Source organism: Shinella kummerowiae (assembly GCF_009827055.1).
Classification (GTDB): domain Bacteria; phylum Pseudomonadota; class Alphaproteobacteria; order Rhizobiales; family Rhizobiaceae; genus Shinella; species Shinella kummerowiae.
In genome coordinates this window covers 69,411-84,808 of sequence record NZ_WUMK01000009.1, presented here as the reverse complement: position 1 = coordinate 84,808, position 15,398 = coordinate 69,411, and the positions used below count along the sequence as shown (strand labels likewise).

The 15,398-nt window shown below is 64.4% G+C and carries 16 protein-coding genes; 11 read left to right on the top strand and 5 right to left on the bottom strand.

Annotated features, from left to right (window positions below; genetic code table 11):
- Positions 1–13 precede the first annotated feature (13 nt).
- On the bottom strand, positions 14–508 hold the full coding sequence (msrB, locus tag GR138_RS22545) for a peptide-methionine (R)-S-oxide reductase MsrB (protein ID WP_246200632.1): 495 nt from the start codon (positions 506–508) through the stop codon (positions 14–16).
- 202 nt (positions 509–710) lie between these two features.
- Here msrB and GR138_RS22540 point away from each other — a divergent pair, with 202 nt between their 5' ends.
- Positions 711–1,055 carry a gamma-glutamylcyclotransferase family protein gene (locus GR138_RS22540; protein WP_160861513.1) on the top strand — a complete coding sequence of 115 codons (345 nt, stop codon included), beginning with the start codon at positions 711–713 and terminating at the stop codon, positions 1,053–1,055.
- Between the two features lie 21 nt (positions 1,056–1,076).
- On the opposite strand, the gene GR138_RS22535 is transcribed toward GR138_RS22540, so the two are convergent.
- Positions 1,077–2,075, bottom strand: coding sequence for a LysR family transcriptional regulator (locus GR138_RS22535; protein WP_160861512.1), 999 nt, complete (start codon positions 2,073–2,075; stop codon positions 1,077–1,079).
- 116 nt (positions 2,076–2,191) lie between these two features.
- On the opposite strand from GR138_RS22535, the gene GR138_RS22530 reads away from it, so the two are divergent.
- The 3 genes from GR138_RS22530 to GR138_RS22520 are packed head-to-tail and all read left to right on the top strand — an operon-like array spanning position 2,192 to position 6,822.
- Positions 2,192–3,013 carry an FAD binding domain-containing protein gene (locus GR138_RS22530; RefSeq protein WP_160861511.1) on the top strand — a complete coding sequence of 274 codons (822 nt, stop codon included), beginning with the start codon at positions 2,192–2,194 and terminating at the stop codon, positions 3,011–3,013.
- Complete coding sequence (locus GR138_RS22525; protein ID WP_160861510.1) at positions 3,010–5,772, top strand: molybdopterin-dependent oxidoreductase; 2,763 nt, start codon at positions 3,010–3,012, stop codon at positions 5,770–5,772. Before GR138_RS22530 ends, GR138_RS22525 begins: the two co-directional genes overlap by 4 nt.
- A gap of 15 nt (positions 5,773–5,787) precedes the next feature.
- Positions 5,788–6,822, top strand: a complete 1,035-nt coding sequence (locus tag GR138_RS22520; protein ID WP_160861509.1) for an XdhC family protein — start codon at positions 5,788–5,790, stop codon at positions 6,820–6,822.
- A gap of 6 nt (positions 6,823–6,828) precedes the next feature.
- Here GR138_RS22520 and GR138_RS22515 read toward each other — a convergent pair whose 3' ends face one another.
- On the bottom strand, positions 6,829–8,058 hold the full coding sequence (locus GR138_RS22515) for a DUF2325 domain-containing protein (RefSeq protein WP_160861508.1): 1,230 nt from the start codon (positions 8,056–8,058) through the stop codon (positions 6,829–6,831).
- 8 nt (positions 8,059–8,066) lie between these two features.
- The gene (locus GR138_RS22510; RefSeq protein ID WP_160861507.1) at positions 8,067–8,534 is read right to left on the bottom strand and encodes an NUDIX hydrolase; all 468 of its coding nucleotides are present in this window, start codon (positions 8,532–8,534) and stop codon (positions 8,067–8,069) included.
- Positions 8,535–8,770: 236 nt separating this feature from the next.
- On the opposite strand from GR138_RS22510, the gene GR138_RS22505 reads away from it, so the two are divergent.
- The 3 genes from GR138_RS22505 (at position 8,771) to GR138_RS22495 (ending at position 11,416) form a co-directional block, all read left to right on the top strand.
- A complete protein-coding gene (locus GR138_RS22505; protein WP_160861506.1) occupies positions 8,771–9,802 on the top strand; it encodes an iron ABC transporter substrate-binding protein in 1,032 nt (343 codons plus the stop codon).
- On the top strand, positions 9,803–10,822 hold the full coding sequence (locus GR138_RS22500; protein ID WP_160861505.1) for a FecCD family ABC transporter permease: 1,020 nt from the start codon (positions 9,803–9,805) through the stop codon (positions 10,820–10,822).
- Positions 10,823–10,924: 102 nt separating this feature from the next.
- A complete protein-coding gene (locus tag GR138_RS22495; protein ID WP_160861504.1) occupies positions 10,925–11,416 on the top strand; it encodes a GAF domain-containing protein in 492 nt (163 codons plus the stop codon).
- Between the two features lie 6 nt (positions 11,417–11,422).
- Here GR138_RS22495 and GR138_RS22490 read toward each other — a convergent pair whose 3' ends face one another.
- Positions 11,423–11,632: a TOBE domain-containing protein gene (locus GR138_RS22490; protein WP_160861503.1), complete on the bottom strand. Its 210-nt coding sequence runs from the start codon at positions 11,630–11,632 to the stop codon at positions 11,423–11,425.
- Positions 11,633–11,843: 211 nt separating this feature from the next.
- On the opposite strand from GR138_RS22490, the gene GR138_RS22485 reads away from it, so the two are divergent.
- Genes GR138_RS22485 through modA form a run of 4 tightly spaced genes read left to right on the top strand, consistent with a single transcriptional unit; the run spans position 11,844 to position 15,378 of the window.
- A complete protein-coding gene (locus GR138_RS22485; RefSeq protein WP_202402781.1) occupies positions 11,844–12,902 on the top strand; it encodes an ABC transporter substrate-binding protein in 1,059 nt (352 codons plus the stop codon).
- Positions 12,899–13,933 carry a FecCD family ABC transporter permease gene (locus GR138_RS22480; protein ID WP_160861502.1) on the top strand — a complete coding sequence of 345 codons (1,035 nt, stop codon included), beginning with the start codon at positions 12,899–12,901 and terminating at the stop codon, positions 13,931–13,933. Before GR138_RS22485 ends, GR138_RS22480 begins: the two co-directional genes overlap by 4 nt.
- Positions 13,923–14,711, top strand: a complete 789-nt coding sequence (locus GR138_RS22475; protein ID WP_160861501.1) for an ABC transporter ATP-binding protein — start codon at positions 13,923–13,925, stop codon at positions 14,709–14,711. The genes GR138_RS22480 and GR138_RS22475 overlap by 11 nt, the downstream gene beginning before the upstream one ends.
- Positions 14,704–15,378 carry a molybdate ABC transporter substrate-binding protein gene (modA, locus tag GR138_RS22470; protein ID WP_338091140.1) on the top strand — a complete coding sequence of 225 codons (675 nt, stop codon included), beginning with the start codon at positions 14,704–14,706 and terminating at the stop codon, positions 15,376–15,378. The genes GR138_RS22475 and modA overlap by 8 nt, the downstream gene beginning before the upstream one ends.
- Positions 15,379–15,398 lie beyond the last annotated feature (20 nt).

The window sequence follows — 15,398 nt, the reverse complement described above, 5'->3', positions numbered from 1 at the left end:
CTCTCAGCCTCCGTCAGGCCGTTGAGGGGGCGAAGGTCATCGCGAAGCCATTCATGCAGTAGCGCAGGCCTGTCGGCTGCGGGCCGTCGTTGAAGACATGGCCGAGATGGCCGCCGCAGCGACTGCAATGCGCCTCGACGCGCACCATGCCGTGGGAGGTATCCTCTGTCGTGCCGACCGCATTGTCGAGCGGCGCCCAGAAGCTCGGCCACCCGGTCCCGCTCTCGAATTTGGTATCCGATGCAAAGAGGGCCTGGCTGCAGCCGGCGCAAGAGAAGGTGCCCTTCCTGTGCTCGTTCAGAAGCGCGCTTGAACCCGGCCGTTCCGTGCCCTCTTCGCGCAAGATGCTGAACTGCTCCGCGGTCAGCAGCTTGCGCCATTCCTCCTCGCTGTGCGAGACGGCGAATGTTTTCCGGGCGGCGGCAAACAGCGGCCGCGTACCTCTTGCAAGGAAATCGGCTGCAAAGACCGCAACGCCCGCTGTCAGAAGACTGCGTCTGTTCATCAAAAGCACCCCTTTGATCGTGTCCTGTCGATGAATACGCGGCGCGCCGCGTGATTGTTACAGATGGCAATGCGCATCGTACGTCTGTTGCCATCGATATGGGCGAGGAAATATATCGATCCTCATCCGGGATGTTGCAATCCACGTCTCGATCGCGCGCGTTCAGAGCTTCGTGAACGGCGCATTCAAGTCGACAGGGGAACGAATGGAAACCGCTGACATCAATCTCTTTTCCTATGGCACGCTCCAGCAGAAGGACGTGCAGCTCTCCTCGTTCGGCCGGCTTCTGGAGGGGCAGGAGGATGCCATGGTCGGCTTCCGCACCGAACAGGTGGAAATTACCGATCCGGCCGTTTTGGCGAAGAGCGGAAAGCGGTTTCATCCCATCGTCATGCCATCGCAAAACCCGGCCGACAGCGTTGCCGGAATGGTGTTCAGGATCACCGCCCGCGAGCTCGCCGCCGCCGATGCCTACGAGGTCTCCGACTATACCCGCATCGAGACCCGGCTTGCCTCCGGGCTTGTCGCCTGGGTCTATGTCAAGGCGTGATACCATTCGGCATGCCGGTAGCTAGGATAACACCGTGCCCGGCAGCTCCAGGCTGCGGAAATGCTCCTTCGCATGGTCATAAAAGACGGCCGGGGCGAAGTGCAGGCCCGCGCCGGTTCGGACCATCAGCCCGAAACGGTTGGTCGACAGGCCGGGATCGCTGAGGGGACGGAACACCAAGGCGCCGCTGCCGATCTCGTGATGCGCGCCGATCGGCGTCATGATGGAAATGTGGTGTCCGGCCTGTGCCAGCTCCACGAGCATGCGGATCGAGCCGACCTCCAGCAAGGGCGGCCGAGCGGTTGCCGCCGCTTCCAGATTGGGCTGGATCGCCCGGCGGATGGAGAGTTCGCGCGTTCCGATGGCAACGGGGTGGGCGAAACAGTCCGCAAGGCTGAGGCTATGCCGGGAGGCAAGCGGATGGTCCGGCCGCATCAGCGCGCCGACACGCACGTCGCGGCGCACCGCCATCTCGATCTCGCGCGGCGGTGCCGTCACGAAGCCGAAACCGACGTCGATCGTTTCGTCGATGAGACGGGAGACCACGTCGGCCGAGGACGTGACTTCGACGTTCAGATGCAAGGTCGGATGACGCTGTGAAAATGCGGTCAGAAGGGGTGGCAGGAAGGACAGCCCGACGCTTTCGACCGTGGCGATGCGGACGGAGCCCGTCTTGAGCCCACGCAGCATGTCGAGTTCCGACACCGCCGCCTCGAGCGGCGAGGCCACCCGGCGGACATGCCGGTAGAGGATTTCGCCGGCCGCGGTCATCTTGATGCGGCGGCCTTCGCGCTGGAACAGCGCCATGCCCAACGCGTCCTCGAGCTGGCTGATCTGCCGAGACACGGCCGACGAGGCGACGTTGAGGCGGCGCGCGCATTCCCGGATGGACAGCAGTTCCGCAACGGTCTGGAAATAGATCATCGCCGGCTGGTGAAACATGCGCGCCAGCAGCGCGGGAGACAGCGCGCGCTCCCGGGGTGGCGATGACCGAAGGGGGGCGGCTTTTGGCGTGCGCATGGTCTGTTCCCTTTGTTGATGCCTTTTCGGCAACAATTCGCTCTTGAATTGGAAATAGCAAGATCAATCCGGATGAAGGACAGTCGCGGCGATAACACCCTCCGGAGGTCTTCACCTTGGACATCAACACGATCAACGCCGTCAGCAGGCCGCGCAGCCGTGCCGAACTGTGGCCGTTTCAGGAGGGCGACGCATGGCTTGGCGGCGGGACATGGCTGTTCTCCGAGCCGCAACCCAAACTTCAGAAACTTGTCGACCTGTCGTTGCTCGACTGGCAGCCTCTGACGGTAAACGATGCCGGCCTCTCGATCAGCGCGACCTGCAAGGTGGCGACGCTCGATGCCTTCGAGCCGCCGGTTGTTTGGCCCGCAGCGCGGCTGATCGGCACATGCTGCCGCTCGTTCCTCGCCTCCTTCAAGATCTGGAACATGGCCACCGTCGGCGGTAATCTCTGCATGTCGCTGCCGGCCGGCCCGATGATCTCGCTGACCGCAGCGCTCGACGGTGTGTGCACTGTATGGGCGCCGGATGGTTCGGAGCGAAAAGTCCCGGTCGTCGACTTCGTGAAGGGGCCGTTGAGCAACGATCTGCGGCCGGGCGAAATCCTGCGCAGCATCAGCCTGCCGTGGGAGGCGCTGTCGCGGCGGACGGCATTTCGCCGGGCGAGCCTGACGCCGCTCGGCCGCTCGGGCGTGCTTCTCATCGGCACGCTTTCGGCCAAAGGCGGCTTCGTGCTCACCGTCACCGCCTCGACGCGCCGACCGGTGCAACTCGCTTTTCCGCACTGCCCAGGCGCCGGCGACCTGGCGCACCGTCTTGAAAGGGATGTCCCGGACGCGCTCTATTATGACGACATCCATGGCCTGCCCGATTGGCGCCAGCACATGACGCATCTTTTCGCGGAGGAAATCCGCGAAGAACTGGGAGGATGGACATGACCTATCTCGTCAATGGCAAGACGCATGATGCGACACCGCGGCCGGGCCAATGCCTGCGCACCTTCCTGCGCGATCTCGGCTGTTTCGGTGTGAAGAAGGGCTGCGACGCCGGCGATTGCGGCGCCTGCACGGTTCATATCGACGGGCGACCCGTGCACAGTTGCCTCGTCCCGGCGTTTCGCGCGGAGGGCCAGGAGGTCACGACGATCGAGGGGCTGGGCGCGCCGGACAACCTTCACCCGGTTCAGCAATCCTTCCTCGACGCGCAGGGCTTCCAGTGCGGCTTCTGCACTGCAGGCGCGATCATGACCGCGGCGGCGCTCGACCAGGCCCAGCGCCGCAACCTTCCGGCAGCGCTGAAGGGCAATCTGTGCCGCTGCACGGGTTACCGCGCGATCGCCGATGCCATCGAGGGCGTCAAACATGTCGAACGTGTCGGGGCTGGCGAGGCGTGCGGGCGAAACCTTGCCGCGCCCGCCGGGCCAGGCGTCGTAACAGGCCGTGTGCGTTATACGATGGATGTCGCGCCCGTTGGCGATCTTGCCGGCCTCACACATATGAAAATCCTGCGCTCGCCGCACCCCTCCGCCCGCATCGTCTCGATCGACATGCGCGCGGCACTTGCCCTGCCGGGTGTCGTTGCGGTGCTGACCCACGCGGACGCGCCGGGCCACTATTTCTCGACGGCCCGCCACGAGATGTACACCGATGATCCCGACGACACGCTGGTGCTTGACCAGGTCATTCGCCATATCGGGCAACGTGTCGCGGCGGTCGTCGCCGACAGCGAGGGCATCGCGGAGGCGGCTAGCAGGCTGATCGCCGTCGAATACGCATTGCTGCCGGCGGTCTTCGATCCGGAAGAGGCGATGCGGCCGGGCGCGCATGTCGTGCATGACAAGCCGCTCTCCTCGCGCATCGCCAATCCACAGCGCAACATCGTCGCCGAGCTGCACGGGCATCTGGGCGATGTCGACAAGGGCTTCGCGGAAGCGGACGCCATCTATGAAGGCACGTTTCGCATCCAGCGGGTGCAGCACGCCCATCTCGAAACGCATGGAGCGATCGGCTGGCTCGATGGTGACGGGCGGCTCAACATGCGAACCAGCACGCAGGTGCCGTTCCTGACACGCGACGCCCTGTGCACGCTGTTCGACCTTCCCCGCGACAAGGTCCGTGTCTTCGCGGAGCGCGTCGGCGGGGGGTTCGGCGGCAAGCAGGAGATGATCATCGAGGACATCGTGGCGCTTGCCGTGTTCAAGACCGGCCGCCCGGTGAAGCTCGAATACACGCGAACGGAGCAGTTCTCCGCCTCCACCAGCCGCCACCCCATGACGATCACGGTAAAGCTCGGCGCGACGAAAGACGGTCTGCTGACGGCCATTTCCATGCGCCTGCTGTCGAACACCGGCGCCTATGGCAATCATGGGCCTGGCGTGATGTATCACGGCTCGGGCGAATGCATCGCGCTCTACCGCTGCCCGAACAAGAAAGTCGATTCCGTCGCGGTCTACACCAACGAAATGCCGAGCGGCGCCTTTCGTGGTTACGGCCTGAGCCAGAGCAATTTCGCGGTCGAATCGGCGATGGATGAAATGGCGCGACGGATCGGCATGGACCCGGTCGCTTTCCGCAGGCGAAATGTGGTGGTGCCCGGCGACCCGATGACATCGGCAGACGACGGGCCGCATGATGTCGAATACGGCAGCTACGGCCTCGACCAATGTCTCGATATGGTGGAAGCCGCCCTGGCGCGCGGGCCGGACCACGGTCTTTCCGACGACTGGCTCGTCGGGCGTGGTGTCGCTGCCGGCATGATCGACACGATCCCGCCGCGCGGGCACCGGGCCGAGAGCCGGGTCACGCTGCTGCCTGACGGTCGCTACGAATTGAAGACCGGCACGGCCGAATTCGGCAATGGCACCACGACGGTGCACGGCCAGATCGTCGCCTCCCTGCTGGGAACGACGCTGTCCCATGTGCGTATCAAGCAATCGGATACGGACCATATTTCGCACGATACCGGCGCCTTCGGCAGCACCGGAACGGTGGTTGCGGGATCGGCGACCCGGGAAGCAGCGGAGGACCTCGCCGGCCTCATCTTGGATTTCGCGGCCTCGCTCGCCAATGTCCGGCGGTCCGAGTGCGCGCTCGGCGAGGGGTACGTCACGGCCGGCGGCCGCCGGATTGCTCTCGCCGCCCTAGCTGCTGCCGCCGCCGAGGCGGGTGTAAAGCTGTCGGGGCAGGGGCGCAGCGGTGGCACCCCGCGCTCGGTCGCCTTCAACGTCCAGGGTTTCGAGGTGGCAATCCATCGTCGTTACGGCGAGATCCGTATCCTGCGCTCGATCCACGCGGCGGACGCCGGAACGGTGATGAACCCGATGCAGTGCCGCGGGCAGGTGGAAGGCGGCGTCGCGCAGGCGATCGGTGCGGCCCTCTATGAAGACCTGAACATTGACGGAGAGGGAAAGGTCACCAACCCGACGTTCCGCGGCTACCACATCCCGGCCTTCGCCGACATTCCCCGCGCCGAGGTCTATTTTGCCGACACCTACGACCGCATCGGCCCGCTCGGCGCAAAGTCGATGAGCGAAAGCCCCTACAACCCGGTCGCCGCCGCGCTTGGCAACGCCATTCGCGACGCTATCGGCGTGCGGCTCCACGCGACGCCCTTCAAGGCGGACCGGCTTTACAAGCTTGTGGCCGAGGCGCGGCCCTCGCGGCCGAACGTGCCGGCGGCTGACTGTGAACCTGCCTGAGAAGAGGAGTGCGCGATGAAGATGCCGGCCGGATCATGGGACCAGTTCGACGACTATGTCATCGATTTTGCCATTGACCGAAAACGCCGCGGCGAGCGGATCGCCATCGTCACGCTCGTCCAGATCGAGGGGTCGTCGCCGCGTCCGCTGGGCGCGCAGATGGCCGTCTCGGAAAGCGGGCACTGGACGGGCTATCTTTCGGGAGGCTGTATCGAGCGCGCCGTGGTGAGCGAAGCTATTGCCGCCATCCAGGACGGTGAAAACCGGCGTGTGCGCTATGGTCGCGGATCGAAATATTTCGACATCCAGCTTCCCTGCGGCAGCGCGATCGAGCTCGTCTTCGATGTCAACATTGCCGATGACGATCTCGTCGCAATCGACGCGCGCCTGCACCGCCGTCTGCCGGCCATGATGCATGTGCCTTCGCTTGCCGGCGACGAGAGCGAGACGCTGACTAGGATCTATGCCCCGCGTACGCGCATCATTGTCGCTGGCATTGGTCCGTCCGCGGTACAGCTCTCCAGGCTTGGCCTGGTCACCGGTTTCGAGGTGGTGCTTTATTCGCCGGATGGGGAAACCCGCGATGAGATCCTGAAAACGCCCGGTGTCGAGGTGGTGCCGATCCCGAGCGCGGCAAGCCTGCCGATCGTTCACGCCGACCGCCATACGGCGGTCGCGGTGATGTTCCACGATCATGAATGGGAAACGAACCTGCTGCCGCTGATCCTGGAGACGGATGCCTTTTATGTCGGCGCCATGGGCAGCCGGAAGACCCACCAGCGCCGGCTCGATACCCTTGCGCGCTTTGGCGTGGAGAAGGAAAAACTCGGGCGGATCCGCGGGCCGGCCGGGCTGTTCGAAAGCGGCAAGAGCGCATCCTCCATCGCGCTTTCCATCCTGGCGGAGATCATGCAGGCAAATGTGGGCGCAAGTGCCGGCGTGGGGCTCCTGCCCGATGGTAGCGCGCTGTCTCCCCTGCCGCTCTGGGAACCGGCCCGCCAACCGCTGGCGGCCGGCTGTCTTTCCAGCAACGCCGCGGCCATCCGTTGACGTGCTTTATGTCGGTTTGCCGTAGGCGCCGCCGGCGCCCGTGAGGGCGGCGAGGAAACTCGCAAGCCCGGCCGAGCGCAGCGGCAGGTAGGATTTGCCCTGTTCGCGGCAATGGCGCTTCAGGATGCCGACCGCCGAATGGCTGATGTGATCGACCGGGAAGAGGACCGTCTGCGCCTGTCCGATGAGCGCGGGAAGCAAGGTGGTGCTGTCCTCCATTCCACCGTCATGGAGAAGAAGGTCGACATTGCGGCTTTCTGCATAGGCACGCAGGTGGTCGAAAAGATTGCGGCGCCCGCCGACGTAAAGCACCGGGCCGTTCGCGGGTACTTTCACGCTCTCAGCATGTGTCTGGAGATGCGCGGCGATGGCCGTTTCCAGCGCCTTGTTTTCCCTGAGCACGGCGTGATTGAGATCCTGCAACTGGTCGAAGGCATGTTGAAGGACGGAATGTTTCTCCTCCATCTCGGCCAGCTGTTTTCCCAGATGCGGCGCGCGTGTGTCTTCCGCCTCCGCGCGCTCCGGGGCAGGCCGCCGCTTCGTCGACGCCTGCTGTATGGCGGACGCAGCCGCTTCGGCGCGGATCAGCCGCTCTTCGAGCTGCCGGATATAGTGCTGCTGATCGATGCGCTCGTCGGCCGCCGCTTTCAGGCGCTGTTCCTGCCGCGCCGCTTTTTCGTGTGCCTGTTCCAGGGCCTTTTCGAGTTGCGTCAGCCGGGCGATATCGAGGCGGCTTGCGCTGCCGACGAGGTGCGACAGCATATGGACCTCGCCAAAAATGTCGCGGATCAGGCCGGCCGAACTGCCCGGATGGCTCATCAGCGCCCAGTAGGGGCCGGCAATATCGCCTCTGTCGAAGGATTCCCGCCAAATTTCTCGCAATTCCTGCTCGGTCGCGTTCCTCGAAATGCGCTTGATGCTCGTCTCGTGGCGTTTATCGAGGGCCTTGTTCAGCATTTTCGCGCCCTGGTCACGCTGACCTGCCAGACGCACGCCACGGCCATGCAGGGCGTGGTCGCTTGTGGTGCGCGCATCGTCCTGCCCGGACTTCAAGAGAATTTGGCGCAGTTCGCCCGTGGTCAGGCAGGTGCCGATGATCGAGCAATGGAAGGTGGAGGCGATGTCCCACGTCCGCAACCGCTGTGAGTTGGCGCGCTCCTGCGCCTGGGTATTGGTCGTGAAGATGGGTGTTGGATTGCTCAAACCGGGCAGCGTGAGGCGAGGTAACGTTGGCATAGCGGGTCCTAATTCCGGGCGTGGCTTGCTTGAAGGACGGCTTTTTCCGGCTGGTATGAGAGGTCGGCACCGAACTGCATCTGCCAGAACAGGGTGAGAATGTGGTTGCGCGTGAGCGGGGCGAGCGGCAGCGCGGGCGCCTTGTCGATCGGCGTCCAGACGGCCTCGTCGATACCGGCGGTCGGGGCGATGTCTTCGTTGTGAAGCTTGATCAGGAACACATAGGCGATCAGCAGATGGTCGGGCGCGTCTGCCGCTTCCGCCTCGAAGCAGCCGAAGGGCGCCATGCGCGCGGCCGAAACCAACAAGCCGAGCTCGTCGTGCAAATGGCGCGCAAGGGCTGCCTTCGGCGCTTCGCCTCCCGCGATGTTGCCGCCGGCCTGCATGTACATCGGCATGCCGCGCTTGCGCACGAGAAGCGTGTCGCCGTTCTCCCGAACGATCAGTGCGACCGCGATCCGGATTTCTCGCTGCATGATGTCCAAAGCACCCCTCTGAATTTTCGGATCGTGTCGGGGCGCTTGAAACGCACCCAAACGTCGTCTTCGTTATATCTATCAAAACATAACGCTTTGGAAAGAGCGGAAGTTGACTTATTGGTCGCCGCTTCTCGGCGCGGACACGCTGACGAACACCCAATCGGGAAAGCGGGTGTTGTCATGCGGTCGCGAACAAAGGATATATTCGTACAAACATATCGTGGGAGAAATTCATGCCGGCCTTGCGCGCTTTCGTCGTTCTCGTCGCTCTGCTCATATCGTTGCTGCCGGCCGCGGCGCGCACGATCACGGATGCCGCAGGGCGGATGGTGGAGATTCCCGACAAGGTGGAGCGCGTGCTGGCGGCAGGCCCGCCGGCCTCGGTGCTCGTCTACGTGCTTGCACCGGAAAAACTCGCAGGCTGGGTAAGGGAGCCGAAGGCGGAGGAGAAGGCCTTCCTGCTGCCCTCCGTCGCCAGTCTTCCGGTCTTCGGACAGCTTACCGGCAAGGGCGGTACGGCCAATATCGAGGCCGTGCTGACCGCCAAGCCGGATATCATCATCGATGTCGGCACGGTGAGCCCCACCTATGCCTCGCTTGCCGACAAGGTGCAGGCGCAGACCGGCATTCCCTATATCTTGATCGACGGTGCCTTTGCGAAGAGCGGCGCGATGCTGCGCGAGACGGGCGCCATGCTCGGCGTCGAGGCGCGGGCGGAGATGCTGGCCGCCTATGCCGACGAAAAGCTGGCAGCGCTTGAGAATGGCCTTGCCGGCATCCCGCAGGACAAGCGCCCCGCTGTCTATTACGGACGCGGTGCCGAAGGGCTGGAGACGGGCCTTGCCGGCTCGATCAACATGGAATTGCTGGAAGCCGTCGGTGCCCGTAATGTTGCCGCCACCGCCGGCAAGGGCGGCCTGACCCAGGTCTCGCTCGAACAGATCCTGTCCTGGAAGCCGGATGTCATCCTCGCCGCGTCGCCGAAATTTGCCAGGGCTGTAAAGGACGATCCGCTCTGGGCGGAGCTTGATGCCGTGAAGGCCGGGCATATCCACGCCGCGCCAAGCCTTCCCTTCGGCTGGATCGACTCTCCCCCCGGTCTCAACCGCCTGATCGGCGTGGCGTGGCTTGAACACACGCTCTATCCCGAGGCCTTTCCGGCAGCGCTCGATGCGGAGGTGCGAACCTTCTTCAAGCTGTTCTATCAGGTCGAATTGAGCGACGCGCAGCTTGAAACCCTACTCGGAAAGAGCGTGAAGAAATAGATGCGGGTACGCGCTGCCATCGCTGGCCGATCGGTGATGATCCTCGGGCTGGCAGGCCTGCTGGTCCTCGCCGTCCTGTCCATGATGGTCGGTAAATATGGCGGCGGGCCGGGTCCGCTGTTTGCGGCCCTGCACCAATGGGTGACCGGCGAGACAACCGACCCGCTGCTCGCCACCGTGCTGTGGAATGTCCGCCTGCCGCGCGTTTTGGCCGCTGTTGTTGTCGGGGCGGCCCTTGCGGCGGCGGGCGCGACCTATCAGGGGCTCTTCCGCAACCCGCTGGTCTCGCCGGACCTGCTGGGCGTGTCGGTCGGCGCGAGCCTCGGGGCGGTGCTCGGCATCTTCCTGTCGCTGCCCCTGCTTCTCATCCAGCTTGCCGCCTTTGCCGGCGGGCTTGCCGCGGTTCTCGCCGTCACCGCCATTGGCGCGCTGGTGCGCCAGCGCGATCCCGTCCTGACGCTGGTGCTTGCCGGCATCGCCATCCAGGCGCTGATCGGCGCCGGCATCTCGCTGATCAAGGTGCTCGCCGATCCCTATGACCAGCTCCCGGCCATCACCTATTGGCTGCTCGGCAGCATGACGGCGATCACCCGCTTCGACGTGCTCTCCATCCTGCCCGCCGTCATCCTCGGCCTCGTGCCGCTCGTGCTGCTGCGCTGGCGCATGAATGTCATGACGCTCGGTGACGAGGAGGCGCGAACGCTTGGCGTCGATACGGTCAAGACACGCATCGTGCTCATCGCCGGCGCGACACTGGTGACGGCCGCGACCGTCTCGGTCACCGGCATCATCGGCTGGATCGGCCTTGTCATCCCGCATATCGCGCGCATGCTGGTCGGCCCGGATTTTCGCCGCCTGCTGCCGGCCGCCATGATGCTCGGTGCCGCCTATCTCCTCATCGTCGACATGCTGGCACGCTCCATAGCGGCGATCGAAGTGCCGCTCGGCATCCTCACGGCCACGGTTGGCGCGCCGTTCTTCCTGTGGCTGCTGGTGGCCGGAAAGCGAAGCTGGTCGTGACGCGCTTTCGTCGGGCGCAATCCGGCATCCTTGCAAGACAGGCCTTCTTGCAAGACGGGCTGGGCAGGCCTATCCATGCGCCATCGCCAGTGAGGACATGCCATGCACGACGTCGGGACAATCGAGGCCACGGACAAGCCGGGCTTCTACCGCGAACTCTTCGCCCAGGCGGAAGGCCTCTTTCACGGCGAGCGCGACGCCATCGCCAACGCCGCCAACCTCTCCGCGCTCATCTATGGCGCGGTTGCCGATCTCAACTGGGCGGGGTTCTATTTCCTGAAGCGATCCGACGAACTGGTGCTTGGCCCTTTCCAGGGCAAAGTCGCCTGCGTGCGCATTCCGGTCGGCAAGGGCGTGTGCGGCAGCGCGGTCGCGCAAAGGCGCAGCCAGCTGGTGCCCGATGTGCATGCATTTCCAGGCCATATCGCCTGCGATGCCGCCTCGCGCTCGGAGCTCGTCGTGCCACTCATGCGGGATGATACGGTCTTCGGCGTGCTCGATCTTGATAGCCCGCTGCCCGGTCGCTTTACAGCGGAGGATCAGGCCGGGTTCGAAGCGCTTGCCGCGCTCTATGTTGCGGCAAGCGATCTTTGACGCGGTTCAGTCGACGGCGACCATCACGTCGGACGCCTTGACGACGGCATAGGCTTCGCCGCCGGCAACAAGGCCCAGCTCGTCGACGGATTCATTGGTGATGGATGCGGTGACGATGGCGCCGCCGGCAATCTCGATGCGCACATGGGCCGTGGTCGCGCCCTTGGTCACTTCGACGATCTTGCCCTTGAGGCGGTTGCGTGCGCTGATCTTCATGGGATTCTCCTGTTTTACCGTGTGCGCCTAGCATGCGGGGCCGCAAGGCTACTACGGTCCAGGCAGAGAAAACAGCTGCAGATTATCAGGCGTTTTCGCGAAAACGCGACTGCGTATCATCGCGCAGCAAGCGACATATTTTTAGAAATATAACGTTGCTGCCCGGCGGTGATACCTGCTATCCCTCGGCTCATATCGGAGGACCCTCTTCATGCTCGCACGCCTCGCATCTGCACCGAAAATCGCGCTCGCCATCGGCGGCCTGTTGTTTGCTTCGCCCGCCTGGGCGGACCGGGTCGTCACCGACCAGATCGGCCGTGAGGTGCATGTTCCCGACCAGGTGAACCGGGTCGTCATTTTGCAGCACCAGACCCTCAACATCACGGTGCAGCTCGATGCGATGGACAAGGTGGTCGGCGTGCTCGACGAATGGAAGAAGCAGCTCGGCGCGAAATATGTGCGGCTCGCGCCGAAGCTTCCCGAACTGGCGATGCCGGGCGGGCTGACCAAGGTCAATATCGAGGAGCTTCTGACGCTGAAGCCGGACGTGGTCTTCGTCACGAACTACGCGCCTGCCGACATGGTCAAGCAGATCGAGGATGCCGGGCTTGCCGTCGTCGCCATCTCGCTGCTGGATGTGCCGCCGGAAGAGGCCGTGAAGATGAACCCGGCCGTCAAGGACGAGCCGGCGGCCATCGATGCCGGCTTTGCGACGGGCGTTCGGCTGATCGCCGATATCCTCGATCGCAAGGACAAGGGCGAGGAGATGATCGCGGTCACCAAGAAGACCCGAAAGATCGTCGCCGATCGCCTCGCCGATATCCCGGAAGACAAGCGCGTCGCCGTCTACATGGCGAACCCCGAACTCTCCACCTATGGCCGCGGCAAATATACCGGCCTGATGATGGAACGCGCCGGCGCCCGCAATGTCGCCAATGAAATCGCCGGCTTCAAGCAGGTGTCGATGGAAGATGTCCTGAAATGGAACCCTTCCGTCATCTTCGTGCAGGAGCGCTACCCGGCCGTGGTCGATGAGATCAAGACGACGGCATCCTGGCAGACGATCGACGCCGTCAAGAACGGCCGAATCTACCTGATGCCGGAATATGCCAAGGCCTGGGGCTATCCGATGCCGGAAGCCATGGCGCTTGGCGAACTCTGGATGGCCAAGGCGCTTTATCCGGAGCGCTTCGAGGATATCGACATGCAGAAAGAGGCGGATGCCTACTACAAGGAATTCTACCGCACGGACTATAGCGCCGGCCAATGAGACCTGACGGCGTTTCGCAGCGGCCGGCCCGGGCCGTCATCCTGTGCCTGCTGGTCCTTCTGGCGGTTGCTGCGGTCGCCTCCCTTGGCATGGGGCGCTACGATATTCCCTTCGCGCGTGTCGTCGCTATTCTTATCGCGCCGATCAGCGCGCCGGAGGTTGCCGTGATGCCGACGGAGGCGAATGTCGTGTTCACCGTGCGCATGCCCCGCATCCTGCTTGCCATCCTGACGGGGGCGGGGCTTGCCCTGTCAGGTGCGGCTCTGCAGGGCGTCTTTCGCAATCCGCTGGTCGGGCCGCAGGTCGTCGGCGTATCGTCCGGAGCCGCCTTCGGCGGCACGCTGGCCATCCTCCTCAGCCTGCCGCGGTATGGTCTGCTGGCATCATCCTTCGCTTTTGGCCTCTCCGCGCTGGTGCTCGTCTACGCGCTGAACGGCATTGTCGCGCGCCGCAACATTCTGGCGCTGGTGCTGGCCGGTGTGGTCGTCACCGGCTTCTTCGGCGCGCTGGTGAGCCTCCTGCAATATCTCGCCGATACCGAGGACAAGCTGCCGGCCATGGTGTTCTGGCTGCTCGGCAGCTTCGCCACGGCCAACCAGGACAAGCTCCTGCTGGTCGCAGCACCGGTAATCGTCGGCAGCGTGCTGCTGCTCGGGCTGCGCTGGCGCATCAACCTCCTGTCGATGGGCGACGAGGATGCCAGGACGCTCGGCGTCAATGTCGAGCCGCTGCGCTGGCTCGTCCTCGTGCTCGTCTCCTGCGTGGTGGCCGCGCAGGTGGCCGTCAGCGGCATTATCGGCTGGGTCGGCCTCGTCGTGCCGCATATCGCCCGCATGCTCGTCGGCCCGGATCACCGGCTGATGATGCCCGCGTCCCTGATCCTCGGTGCGCTCTACCTTCTCGTCATCGACACTGTCGCGCGAACGGCGACCAGCACGGAAATCCCGCTTGGCATCCTCACTGCACTGATCGGCACGCCGGTCTTCGCCCTGGTGCTGCGGCAGACACAGCGAGGCGCCCATGGTCTCTGACCCTGTCATGCTGCATCTCGACAAGGCCGGCCATTCCTATGACGGCGAGCGCTGGCAGTTCCGCGACCTCGACATCGGCCTGCATGCCGGCGAGATCACCGCGATCCTCGGCCCGAATGGCCGTGGCAAGTCCACCTTGCTGCGCGTGCTCGCCGGGCTCTTGAAGCCGACATCCGGCTTTGTCACGTGCAATCCGCGCACCGGTGTCGTGCCGCAGGAATTTTCCGGCTCCTTTCCCTATTCGGTGCTCGACGTGGTGCTGATGGGGCGGGCCCGTCATATCGCGCTCTTCGGCACGCCCTGCGCGGCCGACGTGGCGAAGGCGATGGAGGCGCTGGAGGCCACCGGCATGGCCGCCTACGCGGCCCGCAGCATCGGCTCGCTCTCGGGCGGTGAACGCCAGCTCGTGCTGATCGCCCGCGCGCTGGCCGGCGAGAATGACGTGCTGCTGCTCGACGAGCCCGCCTCCGCACTCGATCTCAAGAACCAGGACACCGTATTGTCGCTGCTCGGCGCGCTGGCCGACACGCAGAAACTGGCCATCGCCTTCACGACCCACCAGCCGAACCACGCGACCGCCGTTGCGGACAAGGTCCTGCTGATGCTGCCCGATACGCAAACGCTGTTCGGCACGACCGCTGACGTGATGACGGAGGCCAACCTGGAAACACTCTACGGCGTGCCGGTCCGCGCGGCCCGGCTGCGCGGCGAAGCGGAGGAAACGGCCTTCGTGCCGCTTTTCCGCCAGAGGGCGCGAAAGGAGACGTCCCGTGCGTGACGTCGTGCGCGTGTTTTCCGCCGGCAGCCTGCGGTATGCCATGCCCGAGATCGCGGCCGCCTTCGAAGAGGAAACGGGCATTGCTGTTTCGCTTGAACTCGGCCCTGCCGGTCTGCTGCGGGAACGCATCGAGGCGGGAGAGCCGTTCGATCTCTTCGCCTCCGCCAACATGGCGCACCCAGAACGTCTCGTTTCCCTCGGTCTTGCTAGAGAGGCCACGTGTTTTGCGCGCAACCGCCTCGCGATCATCGCGCGCGCCGATCTGGGATTGACGGCGGAGACCATTGCGGACGTGCTGTCGAAGCCCTGGATCCGCATCGGAACCTCGACACCGGGAGACGACCCATCCGGCGACTATGCGTTCGCGATGTTCGATCTTCTGGACGCGGGCCATCCGGGTCTGGGCAAAGGCTTCAAGGCCCGCGCCCTGCAACTGGTCGGCGGCCGCCATTCGCCGCCGGGAAGAAGCGCGACCGAGCTCATCGCGGATGGTACGGTCGACCTGTTCCTGAGCTACGCGTCCAATGCCCGTCTGCATGAGAGCGATCCCAGATTCAGCGTCACGCAGTTGCCCGCATATCTATCCCCGGATATCGCCTATGGTATGGCGCTTGGCCGGGCCTCATGGCCCGCCGCCCCAACACGCCAGATGTCGCAGCTTTCCTGATGTTAGTATATACTAATAAG

Coding starts and splice junctions, on each gene's coding strand:
- GR138_RS22485 (WP_202402781.1), top strand. CDS start 11,844: ATGCTCGCACGCCTCGCATCTGCACCGAAAATCGCGCTCGCCATCGGC.
- GR138_RS22480 (WP_160861502.1), top strand. CDS start 12,899: ATGAGACCTGACGGCGTTTCGCAGCGGCCGGCCCGGGCCGTCATCCTG.
- GR138_RS22490 (WP_160861503.1), bottom strand. CDS start 11,632: ATGAAGATCAGCGCACGCAACCGCCTCAAGGGCAAGATCGTCGAAGTG.
- GR138_RS22500 (WP_160861505.1), top strand. CDS start 9,803: ATGCGGGTACGCGCTGCCATCGCTGGCCGATCGGTGATGATCCTCGGG.
- GR138_RS22475 (WP_160861501.1), top strand. CDS start 13,923: ATGGTCTCTGACCCTGTCATGCTGCATCTCGACAAGGCCGGCCATTCC.
- GR138_RS22515 (WP_160861508.1), bottom strand. CDS start 8,058: ATGCCAACGTTACCTCGCCTCACGCTGCCCGGTTTGAGCAATCCAACA.
- GR138_RS22525 (WP_160861510.1), top strand. CDS start 3,010: ATGACCTATCTCGTCAATGGCAAGACGCATGATGCGACACCGCGGCCG.
- GR138_RS22535 (WP_160861512.1), bottom strand. CDS start 2,075: ATGCGCACGCCAAAAGCCGCCCCCCTTCGGTCATCGCCACCCCGGGAG.
- GR138_RS22520 (WP_160861509.1), top strand. CDS start 5,788: ATGAAGATGCCGGCCGGATCATGGGACCAGTTCGACGACTATGTCATC.
- GR138_RS22505 (WP_160861506.1), top strand. CDS start 8,771: ATGCCGGCCTTGCGCGCTTTCGTCGTTCTCGTCGCTCTGCTCATATCG.
- GR138_RS22540 (WP_160861513.1), top strand. CDS start 711: ATGGAAACCGCTGACATCAATCTCTTTTCCTATGGCACGCTCCAGCAG.
- GR138_RS22510 (WP_160861507.1), bottom strand. CDS start 8,534: ATGCAGCGAGAAATCCGGATCGCGGTCGCACTGATCGTTCGGGAGAAC.
- GR138_RS22495 (WP_160861504.1), top strand. CDS start 10,925: ATGCACGACGTCGGGACAATCGAGGCCACGGACAAGCCGGGCTTCTAC.